General features: G+C 44.5%; 25 protein-coding genes. 5 read left to right on the plus strand and 20 right to left on the minus strand.

Annotated features, from left to right (window positions below; genetic code table 11):
- Nucleotides 1-28 precede the first annotated feature (28 nt).
- The 5 genes from BLV66_RS15755 to BLV66_RS06040 form a co-directional block, all read right to left on the minus strand.
- Nucleotides 29-277 (minus strand): hypothetical protein, encoded by a 249-nt coding sequence (locus BLV66_RS15755; RefSeq protein WP_245826739.1) that lies wholly within the window; start codon nt 275-277, stop codon nt 29-31.
- An 11-nt stretch (nt 278-288) separates the two neighbouring features.
- Nucleotides 289-567, minus strand: a complete 279-nt coding sequence (locus tag BLV66_RS15760) for a hypothetical protein (protein ID WP_245826738.1) — start codon at nt 565-567, stop codon at nt 289-291.
- Entirely contained in the window at nt 539-1,015 is a 477-nt protein-coding gene (locus BLV66_RS06030) for a GH32 C-terminal domain-containing protein (RefSeq protein WP_086987346.1), read from the minus strand. Before BLV66_RS06030 ends, BLV66_RS15760 begins: the two co-directional genes overlap by 29 nt.
- Before the next feature lie 363 nt (nt 1,016-1,378).
- Entirely contained in the window at nt 1,379-2,224 is an 846-nt protein-coding gene (locus BLV66_RS06035) for a DUF1129 domain-containing protein (RefSeq protein WP_086987345.1), read from the minus strand.
- Nucleotides 2,211-2,549 (minus strand): PadR family transcriptional regulator, encoded by a 339-nt coding sequence (locus BLV66_RS06040; protein WP_086987344.1) that lies wholly within the window; start codon nt 2,547-2,549, stop codon nt 2,211-2,213. The genes BLV66_RS06035 and BLV66_RS06040 overlap by 14 nt, the downstream gene beginning before the upstream one ends.
- Nucleotides 2,550-2,794: 245 nt before the next feature.
- Here BLV66_RS06040 and BLV66_RS06045 point away from each other — a divergent pair, with 245 nt between their 5' ends.
- Genes BLV66_RS06045 through BLV66_RS06060 form a run of 4 tightly spaced genes read left to right on the plus strand, consistent with a single transcriptional unit; the run spans nt 2,795 to nt 6,524 of the window.
- Entirely contained in the window at nt 2,795-3,673 is an 879-nt protein-coding gene (locus BLV66_RS06045; RefSeq protein ID WP_086987343.1) for a helix-turn-helix domain-containing protein, read from the plus strand.
- Between the two features lie 28 nt (nt 3,674-3,701).
- Nucleotides 3,702-4,646, plus strand: a complete 945-nt coding sequence (locus BLV66_RS06050) for an FAD:protein FMN transferase (protein WP_086987342.1) — start codon at nt 3,702-3,704, stop codon at nt 4,644-4,646.
- 54 nt (nt 4,647-4,700) lie between these two features.
- A complete protein-coding gene (locus BLV66_RS06055; RefSeq protein WP_086987341.1) occupies nt 4,701-5,309 on the plus strand; it encodes an NADPH-dependent FMN reductase in 609 nt (202 codons plus the stop codon).
- A gap of 18 nt (nt 5,310-5,327) precedes the next feature.
- The gene (locus BLV66_RS06060) at nt 5,328-6,524 is read left to right on the plus strand and encodes an NAD(P)H-dependent oxidoreductase (protein WP_086987340.1); all 1,197 of its coding nucleotides are present in this window, start codon (nt 5,328-5,330) and stop codon (nt 6,522-6,524) included.
- 231 nt (nt 6,525-6,755) lie between these two features.
- On the opposite strand, the gene BLV66_RS06065 is transcribed toward BLV66_RS06060, so the two are convergent.
- The 8 genes from BLV66_RS06065 to BLV66_RS06095 form a co-directional block, all read right to left on the minus strand.
- On the minus strand, nt 6,756-7,043 hold the full coding sequence (locus BLV66_RS06065) for a putative quinol monooxygenase (protein ID WP_086987339.1): 288 nt from the start codon (nt 7,041-7,043) through the stop codon (nt 6,756-6,758).
- An 8-nt stretch (nt 7,044-7,051) separates the two neighbouring features.
- The gene (locus BLV66_RS06070; protein WP_086987338.1) at nt 7,052-7,690 is read right to left on the minus strand and encodes a nitroreductase family protein; all 639 of its coding nucleotides are present in this window, start codon (nt 7,688-7,690) and stop codon (nt 7,052-7,054) included.
- A 19-nt stretch (nt 7,691-7,709) separates the two neighbouring features.
- Nucleotides 7,710-8,123, minus strand: coding sequence for a MarR family winged helix-turn-helix transcriptional regulator (locus tag BLV66_RS06075; RefSeq protein WP_086987337.1), 414 nt, complete (start codon nt 8,121-8,123; stop codon nt 7,710-7,712).
- A 364-nt stretch (nt 8,124-8,487) separates the two neighbouring features.
- Entirely contained in the window at nt 8,488-9,462 is a 975-nt protein-coding gene (bsh, locus tag BLV66_RS06080; RefSeq protein ID WP_086987336.1) for a choloylglycine hydrolase, read from the minus strand.
- Nucleotides 9,463-9,747: 285 nt separating this feature from the next.
- A complete protein-coding gene (locus BLV66_RS15765; RefSeq protein ID WP_256327668.1) occupies nt 9,748-9,876 on the minus strand; it encodes a hypothetical protein in 129 nt (42 codons plus the stop codon).
- A gap of 176 nt (nt 9,877-10,052) precedes the next feature.
- Nucleotides 10,053-10,445, minus strand: a complete 393-nt coding sequence (gene rpsI, locus BLV66_RS06085; protein ID WP_086626929.1) for a 30S ribosomal protein S9 — start codon at nt 10,443-10,445, stop codon at nt 10,053-10,055.
- 13 nt (nt 10,446-10,458) lie between these two features.
- Nucleotides 10,459-10,902: a 50S ribosomal protein L13 gene (gene rplM / locus BLV66_RS06090; RefSeq protein ID WP_086627527.1), complete on the minus strand. Its 444-nt coding sequence runs from the start codon at nt 10,900-10,902 to the stop codon at nt 10,459-10,461.
- A gap of 198 nt (nt 10,903-11,100) precedes the next feature.
- Nucleotides 11,101-11,454: a hypothetical protein gene (locus tag BLV66_RS06095; RefSeq protein ID WP_086987335.1), complete on the minus strand. Its 354-nt coding sequence runs from the start codon at nt 11,452-11,454 to the stop codon at nt 11,101-11,103.
- Nucleotides 11,455-11,700: 246 nt separating this feature from the next.
- On the opposite strand from BLV66_RS06095, the gene BLV66_RS06100 reads away from it, so the two are divergent.
- A complete protein-coding gene (locus BLV66_RS06100) occupies nt 11,701-12,813 on the plus strand; it encodes a PLP-dependent transferase (protein WP_425445317.1) in 1,113 nt (370 codons plus the stop codon).
- Between the two features lie 316 nt (nt 12,814-13,129).
- Here the strand turns inward: BLV66_RS06100 and BLV66_RS06105 are convergent, their stop codons facing one another.
- The 7 genes from BLV66_RS06105 to BLV66_RS06135 all read right to left on the minus strand — a co-directional run bounded on the left by BLV66_RS06105 (nt 13,130) and on the right by BLV66_RS06135 (nt 18,565).
- Complete coding sequence (locus BLV66_RS06105; RefSeq protein WP_086987333.1) at nt 13,130-13,396, minus strand: chorismate mutase; 267 nt, start codon at nt 13,394-13,396, stop codon at nt 13,130-13,132.
- 11 nt (nt 13,397-13,407) lie between these two features.
- Nucleotides 13,408-14,181, minus strand: a complete 774-nt coding sequence (gene truA, locus BLV66_RS06110; protein ID WP_086987332.1) for a tRNA pseudouridine(38-40) synthase TruA — start codon at nt 14,179-14,181, stop codon at nt 13,408-13,410.
- A 124-nt stretch (nt 14,182-14,305) separates the two neighbouring features.
- Nucleotides 14,306-15,103: an energy-coupling factor transporter transmembrane component T family protein gene (locus BLV66_RS06115; protein ID WP_086987331.1), complete on the minus strand. Its 798-nt coding sequence runs from the start codon at nt 15,101-15,103 to the stop codon at nt 14,306-14,308.
- Nucleotides 15,093-16,004 carry an energy-coupling factor ABC transporter ATP-binding protein gene (locus tag BLV66_RS06120; RefSeq protein ID WP_086987330.1) on the minus strand — a complete coding sequence of 304 codons (912 nt, stop codon included), beginning with the start codon at nt 16,002-16,004 and terminating at the stop codon, nt 15,093-15,095. Before BLV66_RS06120 ends, BLV66_RS06115 begins: the two co-directional genes overlap by 11 nt.
- On the minus strand, nt 15,980-16,819 hold the full coding sequence (locus tag BLV66_RS06125) for an energy-coupling factor ABC transporter ATP-binding protein (RefSeq protein WP_086987329.1): 840 nt from the start codon (nt 16,817-16,819) through the stop codon (nt 15,980-15,982). The genes BLV66_RS06120 and BLV66_RS06125 overlap by 25 nt, the downstream gene beginning before the upstream one ends.
- 394 nt (nt 16,820-17,213) lie before the next feature.
- Nucleotides 17,214-17,594 carry a 50S ribosomal protein L17 gene (gene rplQ / locus BLV66_RS06130; RefSeq protein ID WP_086987328.1) on the minus strand — a complete coding sequence of 127 codons (381 nt, stop codon included), beginning with the start codon at nt 17,592-17,594 and terminating at the stop codon, nt 17,214-17,216.
- A 26-nt stretch (nt 17,595-17,620) separates the two neighbouring features.
- Nucleotides 17,621-18,565, minus strand: coding sequence for a DNA-directed RNA polymerase subunit alpha (locus BLV66_RS06135; RefSeq protein WP_068558946.1), 945 nt, complete (start codon nt 18,563-18,565; stop codon nt 17,621-17,623).
- Nucleotides 18,566-18,600: the final 35 nt, after the last annotated feature.

The raw sequence follows: 18,600 nt of genomic DNA on the forward strand, positions 1-18,600 counted from the left end.
ATGTTACTGTGGATAGTTGGTCTGAAAATTAATGCTGTATTTTGACCTTCGTCACAATTGTTTCATTCCCCATCACCAGCACGTTCGTCAAAACAAAGACCAGGATGAAGGTAACGATGCCGATCACAACATACATCGTCAATTGGTACGGATCGTAAATATACACCAGCGGCGACAACAACACCGCCAATCCGTAACTGTTCGCCTGGATCCCTAGTAGCGAAAGGGCCATGCCTCCCAGAGCGGAACTCGCCAACATCACGCCGATCGCTTTCATACCGGTGCCTATCAAGACCCCGAACCGGCACTGTTTGTCCGCAAAGCAATCGCCAGACACACGGCAGCGTTCGCAAAGCTGTACATTGCGCAAACTGTGATCAGCGGGTTTAATAAGGTGGAAGCGATCAGCGACGTTTCAATCATGATGAACATGTGGTGCATCCCGGTCATGACCGCTATCGGATTCCGGAATCCGATGATCAGGACGCCGATTCCGGAATCCCTGTCTTTCTTGCTTATACGTTCAAAATAGTGAGAACTAAATAGATTTTCGCATTTTGATTGCATCCAAATAATACAATTCACCTTCTGTACCAATTAAGTCTACGTTTTTAAAATCTTCGGAAAAAAATCTTCCTGTAAAGACAGTCCAACTATGGTCACAAAAAATTTCAATCGCTGAGTGGTCAACATAAATTCTCACATCACTATCTCTTCTGACACGTTTAGCATAACGTTGGTGACCATACTTATCCTTAAAAGGAAACGTTGTTTTCCCCCTATCCAAACAATATTCTTCTTCATTTGCACTAAAAAGGAGATATTGCCCTTGAGCATTTCCAATCTTCAGTTCAAAGTGCTCAGAGGATTTTAGGTTAATTTCAAAAGCATATGATTCTAATGGTGTTTTTTCTTCCAAATGAACTTTTTTCTGTCTTAATTTTTCTAACTCTGGAATCGGTCTTTGAATAAGACATTCCCCATCCAGAACAATTTCTCTAGGAATTATCAACATATGCGCCCACTGATTTTTATCAGATGGATACACACATTTCGATAATCGTACTTGCTCTCATTTTTCATTCCTTGGAGAGAAAAGATTCATAACCCGTTCCCTTCCAACTCGACATAGTTCGGACATTCATACATGTACGCTTCTGGTGATTCGGCAATTTTCAATAACCCTTTATATTTGATAGCCTGTCACATCAATAGAAAAGGCACCAAATAAATTGAATTTGAGTGGCTCACTTCCCCCAAATACGACTTCCCATTTATTGGGAGTATTGGAGATACTAACATTAAACCTAAAACAATTCCTAAAAATAAAAAACTCTATCCCTTTTGATGTGGATAGAGCATGTAATACGCCAGTTTTTTAAAAATTGGACTTATTTTTTATGATCCTTCTGTTCCAAATCAGGTAGAGGACGAATGCAGCCAAGACAATGACAATCGGCAAAACCATAAATAGCGGTGTGCTTTCTTGCTGATGGGCTACAGCATACCGCTGGATACCGCCGTTCAGCGCAAAAGTAAAGAGAACGAAAAGCGCCGGATAAAACTCAGTCATTTTATGGAACAAAATCAATCCTCCGGCAAAAACACAGATCAACAGGGTGATTGCCAGATCAAATGGATAGGATATGACGATCGGCCACAAATCCGGAATAAGAAAACTCCCTGATACGCTTCCCGTCACAAAGATGATGAACACGGTAATCATCAGAATAATCTGGGAATTTTTTTTGCTGATCCAAGCGTTGCCAGCATAGACGCTTTTTTGCGCTATCAGAAAAATCAGGGTCAACGCGATACCCGCCAGCAAGACATCGAACAGATAGCTCAGCGGATTGATCATTACCGTTCCTGTTCTTCCAAAGTCGCTGATCAACTTGATCCCCCAAAGGATGCCGAAAGCTATAAGGACCAGTTGGCCTCTTTCTTTCCAAGTACTTTTTGGCATATTGCTGATGAGTTCATCCGCCATTTGTTTCGGCTCGTTCCCGAAAAATTCGACGGCAGTGATTCTATCCGCTTGTGCAGCCAATAAATCATTAGCCAGTACATAAATCTGTTCATTGATTTCACCTTCGTCATACAGCAGACTTGAAAATATCATGTAAGAGCGCAGATCATCAAAATACTGCCGATTCTCCGGCAACAATTGCCCCTCCAGCTGATTCATCTTTTCGCGGTAATATTTTGCCCTATTCTCTTTCATTTTCAACAATCCCCTCCATCAGGATACTCACTTTTTTTACTAGATTTTGCCATTGTGACTGAAAACTGTCCAAGTACTCTTTGCCATCCGCTGTGATGGTAAAGTATTTTCGATCCGGCCCCTCTGTAGATTTTTTCATAGTGCCTTTGATCAGTTTTTGTTTTTCAAGCTTTTGCAAAAGCGGATAGACCGTTCCCCCGACAATCGTCGTGAAGCCGGCATCCTTCAATCTTTGCACCAGTTCATACCCGTATATTTCCCGTTCGGAAATGATTGCCAGCACGCATCCATCTAATACGCCTTTCAACAGTTGCGTTTCCTTCATCCCACGGCCTCCTCTTTCTAGTTTGTATAACATACTAGATGCCTTGTTTTTAGTATATAGCATTGCAACTAGTTTGTAAAACAAAGTAGCGTTTTCAATAATATATATAATTTTTTATATATTTTCTTGACCTATATATTCGGCAGGAGTATAATCGCTTACATAAGGTATGTGAATATATAAACAAACGGTCAAGCTGGCTATCATTTGCCAGCATCCCACAAAATACTGAGTGGAGGGAAAAAATGAACATCGAAAGATTTATTGAAGCTCGCAAAGCGTTGAACCTCACGCAGATGGAACTGGCAGAAGGTATCTGCACCCAAGCTACTTTAAGCCGCTTCGAAAATAATGGTCAAGTTCCGAATTTGAAGATCTTGATCAAGCTGTGCAATCGACTGAATTTACCTCTGGGAGAATTGTTCCCCAAGGTAGGCGTCAAATATACAGAAACAACAGAAAAGATGAACCAAGCGGAATTTTTTCTGATCACAAGCGAATACGGGCAGGCTACTGCCTTGCTGCAGAGCATCTCCGTCAGCACAATCGAAGAAACTCCTTTGGCACTGCGCTTCCATTACTTGAACGGCTTCATCATGATTGCGCAGCAGGTTCCGGTGACGGATGTATTATTCACCTTCGATCAAATCTTGCTGTCTGATGATGAGGACAACGTGGAAATCTATCGCCTGCTGGCTTATACCGGTATTGGCATGGTATACAGCCGTGAAAAAAAACTGGAAAAGGCAGAGTTTTATTTCAGTAAGGTCCTGGAAAAAATTTACGCTTATCCCATCAACACTATGGAGGATGTCTGGCGTGTACTGAATATTGTTTTCCAAAGCGGTACCTTCTATTCCCTCATCAATGAGGTCGAATTGAGCAATGCACTGCTTTCCTATGCTGTCTCCATTTGTTCAGACAATCACGTGACCTACTATCTGGCCCGTGCAGCCATCCAGTTGGCCAAAAATGCCATCATCCAGGAGAAGCCGCAGCAAGAAGTGCTGGAATTGATCTACGATGCCAGAGCCTATTCGAAAATCAACAAAAACACGATCGCGCTGAAAGAATTGGCGCAGTTAGAGAGCGAGATCCTTTCCGGGAATCCCGCAAAAGAATGACACGTTTATCCTGAAGGTGGTGGAATAAATGGAACAAAGAAAGGCAACGGTACGTCTTATGGGAACGATCATCGATCTGCTTGTGACACACATGCACCCTGATGCTATTTTGGAGGAGGCGATCCGACGCCTGCGAATATACGAACAGCGGTTCAGCGCCAATGATCCAACGTCGGAGCTGATGCAGATCAATCACTTGGCAGGTAAAGCCCCTCTTGCCGTCCATCCTGATTTGTTCCACTTGATCAAGGTGGGGAAATACCACAGCTTAGCTCCCGGCAGTCATCTGAATATCGCGATCGGACCGTTGGTACAGACTTGGCGGATCGGTTTCGGTGATGCCAAAGTCCCGAATGCCGAAGAGATTCAACGGCTTCTCGCAATCACAGATCCCAGCAAAATCCTCTTGTCCGAGAAGGACCAGACCGTTTGCCTTCAGCAAGAAGGCATGTCCATCGACTTGGGGGCCGTGGCAAAAGGCTATATCGCTGATCTGCTGACGGCATACTTCAAGGAAGCCGGCGTAGCTTCCGCTCTCATCAATTTAGGCGGAAATGTGGTCGTGTTCGGACCATCCCAGAATCATGAAGATCCCTATTGGCGCATTGGCATCCAAAACCCACTACTCCCACGCGCGCACTATAGCGCGGTATTGAAGATCCAGAACCAATCAGCGGTTACCTCCGGTGTATATGAAAGACAACTGGAAGCCCAAGGCAAGCACTATCACCACATTCTGGACCCCAAAACCGGCTATCCGGCTGAAACGGATGTCATCAGCCTGACCGTGGTTGCCGATGACTCTGTCGATGGGGAAATCTGGACGACCCGCTTGTTCGGCCAACCTGCCGACGTGATCCTTGCCACATTGGACCAATTGGAAGCAATCGACGGCATCCTGATCATAAAAGACGGCAGCCTCATCTGCTCCAAAGGTTTGGAAAACCGGCTGAAACGTAAACAGCCCGCCTAATCACGTGTTTAAATGAATCATAAAAAAAACTAATATTTGGAAGGAAGTATTCACATGAATAAATTAATCGGCCTCGTCGGCACAAACTCGGACCACTCCACTAACCGTATGCTGCTGCAATACATCCAAAAGCATTTTGCGGATAAGGCAGACATCGAAATCGTCGAAATCAAGGATCTGCCTATCTTCGACAAACCGGCGGATATGCAGATCCCGGCTGAGGCGAAAGCCTTGGCGGAAAAGATCGAAGCAGCTGACGGCGTCATCATCAGCACACCAGAATACGATCACGCAGTCCCCGCTTCCCTGATGAGCGCCTTGAGTTGGTTGTCCTACGGCATCTATCCCTTCGTCGACAAGCCCGTCATGATAACAGGGGCTTCCTATGGCGTACTAGGTTCCTCACGGGCGCAAGCGCATTTGCGTCAAATCTTGGATGCGCCGGAATTGAAAGCCCGCATCATGCCAAGTTCTGAGTTCCTGCTCAGCCATTCTTTGCAAGCTTTCGATGCAGACAACAACCTGAAGAATCCGGATCAGGTCCAAGAGCTGGACGGCTTGTTCGAGGACTTCCTAATGTTTATCAACATCATGAAACAACTATCGCACACCCACGCCGCACACGTAAAAGCAGCTGAAAACTTTTCTTGGGAAAATAACTAGAGATCGGAGACAAACATTATGAAATTAGTCGGTATTGTAGGTTCCAACGCGGAAGTATCATATAACCGCATCTTGTTGAAATACATCAAAAAGCAATTCAGCCACTTGTTCGACCTGGAGATTTTAGAAATCAAGGATATCCCTTTGTTCAATCAGAGTGATGACCAAACGAACAGCGCTGCTGTGCAAAAGTTGAGCCAAAAAATCTTGCAGGCGGATGGCATCATCATTGCCACTCCTGAACATAACCATACAATCCCTGCAAGCTTGAAGAGTGTGCTGGAGTGGTTGTCCTTCAAAATCCATCCATTGGAAAACAAACCGGTCATGATCGTGGGTGCTTCCTACTATGACCAAGGCTCATCCCGTGCCCAACTGCACTTGCGCCAGATTCTCGATGCGCCGGGCGTCAATGCCATCGTCCTTCCAGGCAATGAATTTTTGCTGGGCAAGGTCAAAGAAGCCTTCGATGAACAGGAAAATCTGAAAGACAAACGCACCGTCGATTTTCTGGGCAGCTGTCTGGAAAAATTCACCCAGTTCATCACGTTGGTCTCTGCTGTTGAAGGACCGAAAAAACCGGTGCTCGAACCGGAAGACCTGTACGCTACCGGAAAGATCGCAACAACGATTGAAGGCGTCGATAAGGAAGCCGACGACTGGTTGGAACAAGCCTCTGAGCTTGTAGGCGCTGTGGAAGGCAATACCTACGTCAAACTGGAACGCGGCTTGTTGACCGTTGATCAGCTGAATTACTTCCTGGCTTCGATGCCGATGGAATTGACGTATGCCGACAGCAACAACCAATTCCTCTACTATAACCATACGAAACCGGCAGAAGAAATGCTCGCTGCGCGCGTGCCCGGCCAAGTCGGCAACCCGCTCTCCAAATGCCACCCGGAAAAAGTACACAAAGGCGTGGAATGGGTGCTTCAACAATTGCGTTCCGGCACAATGGACGCCTTCCGTGTCAACGTTCCGACGCATGGACCGGACAAATATGTCGTGCATAATTATCAAGCCCTACATGACAAAGATGGCAACTATGCCGGCGTCAACGAATACATCCTGGACTTCAAACCGATCATCGACTGGTATCTGGCCCAGACCGGCCAAAAACTGATTGGCGATGTCGATGCCGTTTCAAGTGCTTCCGTCAAAGACCACCACAGCGATGAATTGGATGCCGGAACGAGTGCGTCAGTCAAAGCATAAGCACACTGTACAGAGACCGTTTCAAATAATATTCGCATAATAAGTTTGAAATAATGAAAAGCAACTTCCCAAGGATGCTTTTCATCTCCAAAGGCAAAATCTATATATCAAAAAGACCTCACGCTTTTTCAGGCAATGAGGTCTTTTTGGACTAAAACTAATTATCCTTATTTTAAAGGAATACAATTTTATCAAGCATCTTGTGCAATTTGGTTATTGAGAAGATTTTAATTACTCTTTTACAAGACTAACCGTAATTTTAGGAGCGTTACGACTATAATTAGGAACTTTCTCAGCGAAATTTTGTAAGTGAGGCATTTTATTATGTAACTCAATCGCTTGTGGATTTCCCCATTTTTCAACCATTACAAAATTATTTTCATCTGTAACAGCTTGGTAAAGTTGATAAGATAAGCAGCCTTCTTCTTTCTTAGATTCCTTAATTAATTCTGAAATTTCATTTAAAAATTGTTGTTTTTGCTCGGGTTTAATATAAAATTCTGCATTGATTACTATCATTTCTCCACCTACTTAAAATTAGTAATTTTCTCTGGCGCAAACCGCACGGATTCGTAGCCTTCTTCCATTGCCTTGCCGATGGACAGGATCATTACCGGCACGTATCTTTCTTTGTCCAAATCGACTGCCTCCGCCAACTGATCCGCTTCAAAGCCGCCTATAGGATTTGTGTCATAGCCATGGGCACGGGCAACCAGCATGAATTGCATCGCCGCCAAACTTGAATCTATTTTTACGACATCATTCATCTGTTCTTTTGAAAAGTTCTTGTAGTAAGGAATGATGGCGGCTAATTGTTGGTCTCGGACTTCGGCGGACATTTTGCCTTGTTCGACAGCTGCATCGTAGATTTCTTCCCCATACTCGTAGCATTGCATGTCGCCGAATATCAGAACCATCGCTGACGAAGTATCATTTTGTCTTGTGTTGAAACGGATCAGCGGTTTTAATTTGGCTTTTGCTTCCTCGCTCTCAACAACCACAAAACGCCAAGGTTGCATATTTACGGATGAAGGCGTCGTCGTGGCTTCCTGGATCATTTTCAGCATTTCTTCTTGGCTGATTTTAAAATTTTCATCATAAAGACGAATCGATTTTCTTCCGAATGCGATATCCGAAAAATCGTTGTTGATAAGTTTGTTTGTCATGTTCATAGCCTCTTTCTTTTTATCTTTTCAAATATAGTTTGTTCAGTAAATCGGATAATTGCTCTGCTTCTCTATCGCTTAATGACAGCGATAGGGAAGATTTCCCCTGGTCATGTTCTTTTCCGCAGGCGGCCAAATCTTGGATTGCCTTGTCTGATAATTGAACAAAGATTTCCCTGTTGTTCTCTGCGTTCCGATTGCGGATGACATAGCCTTTTTGTTCCAGAATTTTCAGATGGCGCGTGATTGCCGCACTGTCTATCTTCAGTTCTGTCTGGATCTGATTTTGGGAACATGTCCCTTTTTCTTTCAGGAACATCAACATCTCATACCGCGTCAAACTAAAGCCCGTTTCTTTTTCGAATAGCGTATTGATTTCCTGATTTGTGAGTTTGATCTGATAAAGCAATCTGCTGATCTCTCTCAAATTCATAAGTGTTCACCTCGATTATGCTGATTTTCCTAGCTGACCGAACAATTGACTGGTCAACTGTTGATTAATCAATCATAATACAAGAGCTGCCTTTTGTAAAGTAAGTTGCTTGATAAAGCTACCTGCATTTAAGGATGCTAGTGATCCCAACAAACGAGTGGCAGTTTCCAATACAAGATGATACTACTTCAAAAAAATCTTGATATAATACACCCTTTATTTAAATAAAGTCGAACACCTTCTAAATTGATAGGACTCAAATCTTTCACGCAACACAAAAAGAGGCCTCGTCTATCGGATGAGGCCTTGAGCTAAGAATAAATGGACTAAGCACACAGGTTTAAAAGATTATCCGATACCTCTGTTAATTGATTTCTCGAATTTGCTGAGAAGTAATCAGTTCATAAGTTTTAAGAATACTTCCATCCAGATTCGCGCGTTTCAAATAGACTGCGTTGAGTTGATTGTTCGCGTAGGTTTTGTAATAATAAATACCTTTTTGCGTATTCATACATGCCGAATAGATCGTTAGTTCTTCTTTGCCAGCTTCGTTGATGGCGCAACCTTTTGTAAAGGCCACAGAATCCAAAATGTGGAAAAATTGAGCAACCTCTAAACCTTCATCTGTTTCTTCCGTTGCATTCGCTTTCGTGAAAGCAGCACGCACAAATCGCGATGGAGAAGAAAGATCGCCTGGTAATCCGATACTTCCCATACCGATGCTGGATGCGGACAAATTCATTTTCCCGGAGAATCGATTGATTGGAGGGGATGAAGTAAGATTCAGAAAATTATTCAGATTCGTCAAATGATAATCAAATGTTGGATTATTCGTCAGCACACCCACTGGATTATCAAATACCTTTAACCCAAGTGGCATAGGTTCAACAACAATAGAGTGCTTCTGATCTGAGATGATCCAATGTAGCGGCGCCAGAGGCAGAAAATCATTGAATGTTTCGTTAATCAGAATCGTGCTTTTCAGTACATCCACGGCTTCTTCCACACTGCTGCAGCTGCCGAGAATAAAGGGAATGAATTCGAAAGGCGTAATATTTTTCATTCCTTCTTTTCTGGATAAATAACAGGCATTCCCAGGAAAATTTAGTCCCGCCATGCATAACCCTTTTTCATTCATTGCATCATAATACAGAGGATAATCATCGATTACCGCAGCCATCCCGATCATCGCCCAGTGAGACTTGATTACTTCTCCATTCCTGAACCGGAATTCAAATTGCCGCGGAGTGATCGTTACCTGCTCGTTGAATGAAACATCTAAGTCCAGATTCCTGCCAAAATAAAAATCTACCCCTTCATAAGTTACTGCCGTACACATGAGAAAATTCCCCCAGTCATTTGCAGAATACATGCTATTATTTTGTATCGTTTTCCTTACTATAAGCTTACAGTTGGTAAGGTGCAAACATAAAGTATCAGAAACAGTTTAAGATTTTCAAATAACCTTACACAGAATTCTGCCTCCAAACAAAAAGACCACACTCTTTCGAATGGGATCTCGAGATTTGGGATATGCAAGCAATCAGAACTTGTTCATTCATACAACGAAAGTTGCTTATATAGGAGCTTAAATTATCTTTACCCCAAAGCCTTGCAAGCCAACTTACTTATTATAAATCTTTGGGCCTTTGCGCATATTTTTGATATCATTTTTCGGCGTGTCGATTTGTTTAGACCTTCCACCGCCTTGTTTATTCTTGATTATTTCTAACATTTTTTCTTTTGGATTCATTGTTTACACCGCCTTTGTTGATGGAAAACTCCATATTTTCATTCTATTGAATTGATGCCATAAAAAAAGCATCAGCAAAATGCCGATGCTTTAAGGCTGTTAATTGATTTGTCAAATTGGTCTTTTGAACCAAATTGAAGCAAAAAACTTTTTTGAAAACGTTGATACAATAAATATTAACGTTTTGAGAATTGTGATGCTTTACGAGCTTTTTTCAAACCTGGTTTCTTACGTTCAACCATACGTGGGTCACGTGTTAACAGACCAGCTGCTTTCAATGGTCCGCGGAAGTCAGGATCTACTTCTAATAATGCACGAGAGATACCGTGACGAGCTGCTCCAGCTTGTCCAGTGAATCCGCCGCCGTTTACGTTAACGAAGATATCGTAGCTACCTAAAGTACCTGTAAGGTTTAAAGGTTGTTTGATTACTTCATATAAGTAAGCGAATGGGATGTATTCTTCCATGTCTTTTTTGTTGAAGATGATTTTACCTGTGCCAGGTAATAAACGTACGCGTGCAGTCGAATTCTTACGACGACCAGTTGCGATATATTGTGCTTGTGCCAATGAAATTCCCTCCTTAAATTAGGTTAGTGATATCTAAAACTTCTGGTAGTTGAGCTTCGTGTGGGTGAACTGCTTCACCGTATACGTGTAACTTAGTGAATTGTTTAGCACCTAAAGAGTTCTTAGGCAGCATGCCTTTAACAGACAATTCAACTAATTTTCTTGAATTCTTAGCACGTAATTCACCAGCTGAAATTTGTTTTAGCCCACCTGGATAACCTGAATGACGGGAATAAATTTTGTCAGATGCTTTTTTACCTGTTAATGTAACTTTGTCTGCATTGATAACAATCACATAATCACCAGTGTCTACGTGTGGTGTGAAAGTTGGTTTGTTTTTACCGCGTAAAATAGTTGCAACTTGTGTTGATAAACGTCCCAATGGGATGTCAGTCGCGTCGATTACGAACCATTTGCGGTCGATCTCGTTTGCTTTAGCCATGTATGTTGTACGCACGTTTGTTTCCTCCATATTCTTCTCTGTCTGTTTGATCCAATTGAGTTTCCGGGGCTCATCGTGGGGCAAACAATACCGTCTTATATGATACGACATCCCAAAGGAATTGTCAAACGATTCAAAAGAAATAATTTATCATTTACTTCGCAAAAAAGTCTCCACACACCACATGAACTGCGATTGTGAAGGCTTCTCAGATTATTTTTTTAAATATAAATATAATTGCTCAATGAGCTCGGCTGGCACAAATGGATAAGCACCTTTACCAGATGTCTTGTAGGGTTTGAATGCTTCGACAATTCCGGGATCCTTCACGATGTCTTCCACCGCAACGAACTCGCCTTTTTTTGTGATCGTCAATTCAAAAGCTTCGTATTCTTCGGCTGCGACATTCTTTTTCGGTGTCGAGTAATGCGCCATACTGGCTTGCACGGAAAGGACCACATCATTCGGGCATCCGATTGCTTCATAAAACTGGGGCATTGCGGCAGACACAAAATCCGGCACGTCGCCGCGTGGGATGCGCTTGAGTTCTTTGATGAACGTTACCATTCTTCCACTCTCCTTCATTCATTCTTATACTTCCATTATACGCGAGTTTCGGTTTTTTAAACAGTATTCCAGACAAATAACCGTTCAAGCGTGATCGGTTATTTCTCGCAACGTCACTGACTTTAAATACATAAACATATTGACCACTTTAATCCCTCGTGCTACCATTGCACTAACATTAATTTTAAATGATAAATAAATGATAATGCACTTATGTATATCATTTCGTATAAAGGAGAATCGATGATGGACAATATCAGCATTCAAAGTTATCTTGCGCAATTGGGAAACAGAAAAGATCCGAAAACCGGCGCTGTCAGTGCACCGATTTATTTGTCCACAGCTTATGGACATCCTGGCTTGGGCCAATCGACCGGCTATGACTACACCCGCACTGCCAATCCGACTAGGGATATTCTTCAGGAAGGCTTGGCTGTGCTTGAAAACGGCATCCAAGGGTTCGCCACAAGCTCCGGCATGAGCGCCATCCAGCTGGCGTTCAGCATTTTCCCGGTTAATAGCCATTTCGTCGCATCCAGAGACCTTTACGGCGGCAGCTTCCGTTATTTTCAGGATATGGAGAGAAAAGGCTTCTACTCTTTCACTTATGTCGATGATCCGATCGACATCGCGTCTGCCATCCAGCACAATACGGCAGCTGTCTACATCGAAACGCCGACGAACCCGTTGATGAAGGAAACAGATATCTCGGCTGTTGCTGAAATCGCAAAAAAACACGGCTTACTGGTGATTGTGGATAATACCTTCTACACCCCTCTTTTGCAGCGTCCTTTGGATCTGGGCGCCGATATCGTCGTCCACAGCGCCACTAAGTACCTAGGTGGCCATAACGATTTGTTGGCGGGGGCGGTCGTGACGAACGATAAGGCGCTCGGCGAACAACTGGCGTTCCAACTAAATACGGCTGGCGGCACTTTGGACGCCTTCGACTGTTGGCTCTTGGTCCGTGGACTGAAGACGTTGCCGTTGCGCATGAAGCAGCATCAGGCGAATGCACAGGCAGTCGTTGCTTATCTCGAATCGGAAAATCTGATCAAATCGGTGTATTATCCCGGCAAAGGCGGCATGCTGAGCTTCACGCTGCATGATAAAGCATACATCCCTGCCGTATTGGATGCCCTGAATATCTTCACTTTCGCTGAAAGCTTGGGCGGCGTGGAGAGTCTGATCACTTATCCGACTACCCAGACCCATGCCGATATTCCGGTTGAAGTCCGCGAATCCTACGGTTTGACGGACGATCTGCTGCGCATCTCGACAGGTATTGAGGATGCAGATGATCTGATTGCCGATCTGCGTCAGGCTTTTGCGAAGGCTGCGCTTGTTGTCAAAGTCTGATAAAGTAGCTTGCAAATAAAATCTATGTTGAAAACCTCCGACGGGCGTACAGCGCTTGACGGGGGTTTTTGCTTCTGGTGCTGTCCGGTCGTTTCCTCCGGTAACGGAGTCCTCGCCGGAGTTTAGACATTTTGCGGGAGCTTCAGCTCCTGTGGGAGTTGCTTCGTCGTAACTGGCGGAGATTGCAGAAGCTGTCCTCCGGTGGCGGCTGCTTCACCGGAGCTGGCGCCGCTCGCCATTGCTCAAGCAAGCAAAAAAGCGGCTGTGGAAAAGATCTCGTCTTTTCCACAGCCGCTTTTTCAGCATTCTTTTTGCTTTATCCTTCGTTCTGTTTGGTTTCGAATGCTTTCGTTATCGTCATCAGGGAACGGAAGAGGTCTTCCACGCTGTCTTCGTAGGCTTTGTTCTCGGTCAGCCCGCGCACTTTATCCAGCACCTTGTCTTCCCTGGATTGGTCCAGGATCGGCAGCTGGTGCTCTTTCTTGATCCGCGCAATCTCCGTCACGGCATCCATCCGGCGTTCGAACAGCTTCACCAACTCCTGGTCGATGGCGTCGATTTCCGTTCTTTCCTTTTTAAACATCCCTGTTCCCCCTATCCATTCTTTAATTTTTCTTCATCATAATACACTTCCACGAGATACAATCCTTGAGACGGGGCTGTCGGCCCAGCTTGGCGTCTGTCCTTCACTTCCAAAAGTCGGTCGATTTCTTCGACTTTTTTCAGTCCGTCAGCAATCTGCAGCAGTGTCCCCACGAAAATGCGGATCATATTGTAGAGGAATCCATTGCCCCTGAAGGTGAAGACTAGCTCATTGTTTTCCTCATCCTTCCTGACGCTCGCTTCATAGACAGTCCGCACAAGATCGGTCTTGTCGGTTTTTGTCGAACAGAAGCTGGTGAAGTCATGCTCGCCTTCCAGTTTTTTGATGGCCTGCTCCAGATTCGTCATATTAAAGCGGTAAGGATGGTGCGTTGTATACAGTCGTTTGAAGGGCTTTGGGAAGCGATCGAGATCGACCCGGTAAATGTATTTTTTCCCCATCGCATGATAACGCGAATGGAATTCCTCTGGAGCAAACTCCACGGATGTGATCAAAATGTCATCGGGAAGCAGGCTATTCAACGCCCGCAACAGATGATCCGGCTTAATCGCAGCCGGGTAATCAAAATGGATGACTTGTCCGAGCGCATGGACACCCGAATCGGTCCGGCCGGATGCATGGATCGGAATGATCTGTCCATTCGACATTTTCTTCAGCGCCTTTTCGATTTCCGTCTGGACACTGTTGCCGTTGGGTTGAACCTGATAACCCACATAACCCGTTCCGTCGTATTGCACGATGCATTTGAATCGTTGTGTACTCATTGGTGGCATATGCCCCTTTCTTATCTTTCTGATGTATGGTTATTTTTTTCTATTTTAAAAGGGACCGGAAATACTACCCGGTCCCCAGACTCGTTCTATAGCGGCAGATTGCCTCTGTATGCGCTCAAGATCGGAAGAACAGCAACAGCCCGGTCAGCACGACAAACGCCAGCATACTCAGCGTATCCAACCTCTGCCAATCGAGGATGCGGTATTTCGTACGCCCTTCCCCACCTTGATATCCACGTGCTTCCATGGCATTCGCCAATTCATCGGCACGATTGAACGAGCTGACGAACAGCGGCACCAAGATCGGAGTGACTGCCTTCATCTGCTTCACGATATTGCCTTCACCGAACTCGACGCCGCGAGCCCGTTGCGCGTTCATAATCTTGGAAGCTTCATCCATCAATGTTGGCACGAAACGCAACGCGATGGAAAGCATCAGCGCGATTTCGTGGACAGGAACCTTAAAGCGTTTCAAAGGCCCAAGCAGTTTTTCGATTGCATCAGTCAACGACAATGGCATCGTTGTGAGCGTCAGCAACGTCGAAATAAAGATGATCAGGACAAAGCGCATGAAGATGAATGCGCCGTTGATCACCCCGAACGAAGTGATGCTGATTGGGCCTAATTCTAGGTAAGTTTCTCCACCCCGTGTGAAGAGGATCTGCAGCAACACCGTGAACATGATCAACCAAATCAGCGGCTTCACGCCGTTCAGAAAGACCGACAGTTTGATGTCGGATAGGATGACGCATAGAAAAGTAAACAACGTCATGATCAAATAAGTCTGCCAGTTATTGGCCAGGAAGATGACGATGATGAAATAGAAAGCACCAATCAGCTTCGCGCGCGGATCCAGTCTATGGACCAGCGAGTCGCCTTGGATGTAGCGCCCGAAAAGTAATTTATCCAACATCTATGCCACCCACTTCCTTAGCGACATTTTTGTTGCCTTGGTTCTCTTTAATTTTGGCAATCAGCACAGCAGCCAGTTGTTCTGTACGCAGCGGTCTTTCGCTTCCGAAATCGATACCTGTCTTTTTGCTCAACGTATCGAGGAATGCCAGTGCGGAAGGCAAGCCCAATTGTTTCTTCTGAAGCCAGTCGGCATCCTGAAAAATTTCTGCAGGCGGGCCCATCCGGACAACTGTCCCCTTCTCAAGGATGACCACATGATCCGCATAGGTTGCGACATCATTCATCTGATGCGTGACCAATACAATGGTCAGTCCGTTGTCTATATGGAGTTGATTGAACATATTCATGATTTCCCGTCTGCCTGCAGGATCCAATCCAGCGGTCGGTTCATCCAGGACAAGCACTTCCGGCTCCATCGCCAAAACTCCGGCAATCGCTACACGTCTCATCTGACCCCCTGAGAGGTCGAAGGGCGAGCGTTCCATGAAGGACTCATCCAAACCTACCAAAGGCAACACGCGCCTCACGATCGCCATTGCGTCTGCTTCACTGACGCCGAAGTTCATAGGACCGAAGGCGATATCCTTCGCGATCGTCTCTTCGAACAGCTGCGACTCTGGAAACTGGAACACAATTCCCACTTTTTTGCGCAGTCCTTTAAGATTTTTGTTGTTCGATTTGTTCGTTATGATGCGGTCTCCGATCGTAACGCTGCCTTCCGTTGGCTTCAATAAAGCGTTCAGATGCTGCGTGACCGTCGATTTCCCGCTGCCGGTATGTCCTATCAAGGCCGTGTAACTGCCGTCCGGGATATTCAGGTTCACGTCGTAGAGTGCTCGGCTTTCGAAAGGCGTACCGGCAGAGTAGGAATAGCCTACTTTTTCGAAAGTAATGTCCATAGCCAGCTCACCATCCCTTCCTCAGTCAAATATTCTTCGGGAACTTCCAGGCCCTGTCTTTTCAATTGGTATTTCAGCTTTTCAGGGAATGGGATATCCAACCCGATATCGATGATTTCCTTGCCCAAGCTGAATATCTCTTCCGGTGTGCCGATCCGTTTCAATTGCCCGGCTTCCATCACAAAGATACGGTTCGCTTTCGCGGCTTCATCGATGTCATGGGTGATCGAAATCACTGTCAAATTTTCTTTTCCCTTGATTTCTTGGATGGTCTCGATGACTTCGTGACGGCCTTCGGGATCCAACATGGTCGTCGCCTCATCAAGAATGATGATGTCAGGGGACAAAGCCACGATTCCAGCGATCGCCACCCGTTGCTTCTGCCCGCCCGAAAGACGTGCTGGTTCCTTGTCCATGAAGTCGGCCATATTCACAGCCGCTACTGCATCAACAACGCGCTTCACCATTTCTTCGCGGGGAATGCCGACATTCTCCAAACCAAACGCAACATCGTCCTGCACGGTCGAACCGACGAACTGATTGTCCGGATTTTGGAAAACCATCCCGATTTTTTTGCGGACGTCCCAAACCGTTTCTGCATTCAAGGGTATCCCTTCTATGATAACTTCTCCGGAGTTCGCTTCTATCAAGCCGTTGATTGTTTTGGCCAGGGTCGACTTACCTGATCCGTTGGGACCGATGATGGCAATCCATTCACCCTGCCGGATTGTTAAGGAAACGTTGTTCAATGCCGGTCTTGCATCTTCCTCTGAATAGGAAAAAGTCACATTGCGCAACTCGATAATTTCATTCATGTTTTCAGTCCTACTTTCTCTATAGTTGAATCTTACTGACCGTATCCGTTCATCTGCCCCACAGACAAGCAGGTATAAAAAAAAATGAAAAATACGGAAAAGGAATGTCTACTTTGTAAGTATAAACTACTCCTCCCTATTTTTCATCCACTGTCTTGACACGGCGCGGAAATAAAACGCTTTTATTTATATATCAAAAGAAACTAGAAAATATATTAGCATTTTCTAGTTTCTTTTGATAAAAAAAGCACTTTTTTTGATGAAAAAATGCCCTCCCGAAGATCATGCAATCTTCGGAAGAACCTTGAGCTAGACTAGGGAAGCCATAAGCAATCCCATCATCATAACACTCTATTTCATCTAAAAGTGAACGTTTCATCTTTATGCGATTGAATTATACTAATTCAATGATAACCATTGGTGCAGCATCGCCACGACGAGGTTCTGTCTTCAAGATACGTGTGTATCCGCCTTGACGTTCTGCATAGCGAGGTGCGATATCACTGAACAATTTTTGCAAAGCTGATTGAACAACGATTTTGTCATCTTCCTCACGTACAGCTGCTACTTCGTTACGAACGTATGCTGCAGCTAAACGACGAGCAGATAAATCTCCACGTTTGCCTAAAGTAATCATCTTTTCAGTAGTTGAACGAATTTCTTTAGCACGAGCTTCAGTTGTAACGATGCGTTCGTTGATTAGTAAGTCAGTAGTCAAATCGCGAAGCATTGCTTTTCTTTGAGCGCTTGTGCGTCCTAATTTACGGTAAGCCATCCTAGGTTTTCCTCCTTTGTACAGTACTAGTCGTCTTGACGCAAGCCTAGATTAAGATCATTCAGCTTGTTTTTCACTTCTTCAAGTGATTTGCGTCCCAGATTACGTACTTTGATCATCTCTGCTTCAGACTTGTCTGTCAATTCTTGGACTGTGTTGATGCCTGCGCGTTTCAAACAGTTATAAGAACGTACGGATAGATCCAATTCTTCGATAGTCATTTCCAGCATTTTCTCTTTATGTGTTTCTTCTTTTTCAACCATTATCTCGGCCTTGCGGGCTTCATCGGTCAGATTAACAAAAATATTCAGATGTTCCGTTAAAATTTTGGCAGCCAAGCTGACTGCTTCTTCCGGGCTGATGGAACCATCTGTCCAGACATCCAACGTTAATTTATCATAAATATTCTTTTGTCCGATACGAGTGTTTTCAACTTGATAATTCACTTTGCTGATTGGAGTATAGATGGAGTCGACTGGCAAAACACCGATCGGCATATCTTCCGTTTTGTTATATTCGGAACGAACATAACCACGGCCATTTTTTACATCCAAGCGAACATGAAAATGTGCTCCCTCTGAAACTGTACATATATATAAATCAGGGTTTAAGATTTCCACATCGCTGTCATGGGTAATATCCGCTGCAGTCACGACTGCTGGACCTTTTACGTCAATCTCGATTGTTTTGTCTTCGTCCGTATACAATTTCAAAGCTAATTTTTTGATGTTCAGAATGATTTGGGTAACATCCTCGACAACACCATCAATCGTTGAAAATTCGTGTAGAACACCATCGATTTGGATAGTTGTTACAGCTGTACCAGGAAGTGAAGATAATAGAATTCGACGTAATGAGTTCCCAAGTGTTGTTCCATAACCGCGTTCTAGTGGTTCTACAACGAATTTACCAAATTTGGCATCTTCGCTGATCTCAATCGTTTCAATTCTTGGTTTTTCAATTTCGATCATTTATCAATTTACCCCTTTCAAAACGTGAAGTTCAT

Origin of the sequence: Trichococcus collinsii, assembly GCF_900107505.1 — a bacterium.
In the GTDB taxonomy this organism is placed as follows: Bacteria; Bacillota; Bacilli; order Lactobacillales; family Aerococcaceae; genus Trichococcus; species Trichococcus collinsii.

Bases quoted from the DNA above. Each gene is read 5' to 3' on its own strand.
- BLV66_RS15755 (WP_245826739.1), bottom strand. From the start codon at position 277: ATGAAAGCGATCGGCGTGATGTTGGCGAGTTCCGCTCTGGGAGGCATG.
- BLV66_RS15760 (WP_245826738.1), bottom strand. From the start codon at position 567: ATGCAATCAAAATGCGAAAATCTATTTAGTTCTCACTATTTTGAACGT.
- BLV66_RS06030 (WP_086987346.1), bottom strand. From the start codon at position 1,015: ATGTTGATAATTCCTAGAGAAATTGTTCTGGATGGGGAATGTCTTATT.
- BLV66_RS06035 (WP_086987345.1), bottom strand. From the start codon at position 2,224: ATGAAAGAGAATAGGGCAAAATATTACCGCGAAAAGATGAATCAGCTG.
- BLV66_RS06040 (WP_086987344.1), bottom strand. From the start codon at position 2,549: ATGAAGGAAACGCAACTGTTGAAAGGCGTATTAGATGGATGCGTGCTG.
- BLV66_RS06045 (WP_086987343.1), top strand. From the start codon at position 2,795: ATGAACATCGAAAGATTTATTGAAGCTCGCAAAGCGTTGAACCTCACG.
- BLV66_RS06050 (WP_086987342.1), top strand. From the start codon at position 3,702: ATGGAACAAAGAAAGGCAACGGTACGTCTTATGGGAACGATCATCGAT.
- BLV66_RS06055 (WP_086987341.1), top strand. From the start codon at position 4,701: ATGAATAAATTAATCGGCCTCGTCGGCACAAACTCGGACCACTCCACT.
- BLV66_RS06060 (WP_086987340.1), top strand. From the start codon at position 5,328: ATGAAATTAGTCGGTATTGTAGGTTCCAACGCGGAAGTATCATATAAC.
- BLV66_RS06065 (WP_086987339.1), bottom strand. From the start codon at position 7,043: ATGATAGTAATCAATGCAGAATTTTATATTAAACCCGAGCAAAAACAA.
- BLV66_RS06070 (WP_086987338.1), bottom strand. From the start codon at position 7,690: ATGACAAACAAACTTATCAACAACGATTTTTCGGATATCGCATTCGGA.
- BLV66_RS06075 (WP_086987337.1), bottom strand. From the start codon at position 8,123: ATGAATTTGAGAGAGATCAGCAGATTGCTTTATCAGATCAAACTCACA.
- bsh (WP_086987336.1), bottom strand. From the start codon at position 9,462: ATGTGTACGGCAGTAACTTATGAAGGGGTAGATTTTTATTTTGGCAGG.
- BLV66_RS15765 (WP_256327668.1), bottom strand. From the start codon at position 9,876: ATGAATCCAAAAGAAAAAATGTTAGAAATAATCAAGAATAAACAAGGC.
- BLV66_RS06095 (WP_086987335.1), bottom strand. From the start codon at position 11,454: ATGGTAACGTTCATCAAAGAACTCAAGCGCATCCCACGCGGCGACGTG.
- BLV66_RS06100 (WP_425445317.1), top strand. From the start codon at position 11,701: ATGGACAATATCAGCATTCAAAGTTATCTTGCGCAATTGGGAAACAGA.
- BLV66_RS06105 (WP_086987333.1), bottom strand. From the start codon at position 13,396: ATGTTTAAAAAGGAAAGAACGGAAATCGACGCCATCGACCAGGAGTTG.
- truA (WP_086987332.1), bottom strand. From the start codon at position 14,181: ATGAGTACACAACGATTCAAATGCATCGTGCAATACGACGGAACGGGT.
- BLV66_RS06115 (WP_086987331.1), bottom strand. From the start codon at position 15,103: ATGTTGGATAAATTACTTTTCGGGCGCTACATCCAAGGCGACTCGCTG.
- BLV66_RS06120 (WP_086987330.1), bottom strand. From the start codon at position 16,004: ATGGACATTACTTTCGAAAAAGTAGGCTATTCCTACTCTGCCGGTACG.
- BLV66_RS06125 (WP_086987329.1), bottom strand. From the start codon at position 16,819: ATGAATGAAATTATCGAGTTGCGCAATGTGACTTTTTCCTATTCAGAG.
- rplQ (WP_086987328.1), bottom strand. From the start codon at position 17,594: ATGGCTTACCGTAAATTAGGACGCACAAGCGCTCAAAGAAAAGCAATG.
- BLV66_RS06135 (WP_068558946.1), bottom strand. From the start codon at position 18,565: ATGATCGAAATTGAAAAACCAAGAATTGAAACGATTGAGATCAGCGAA.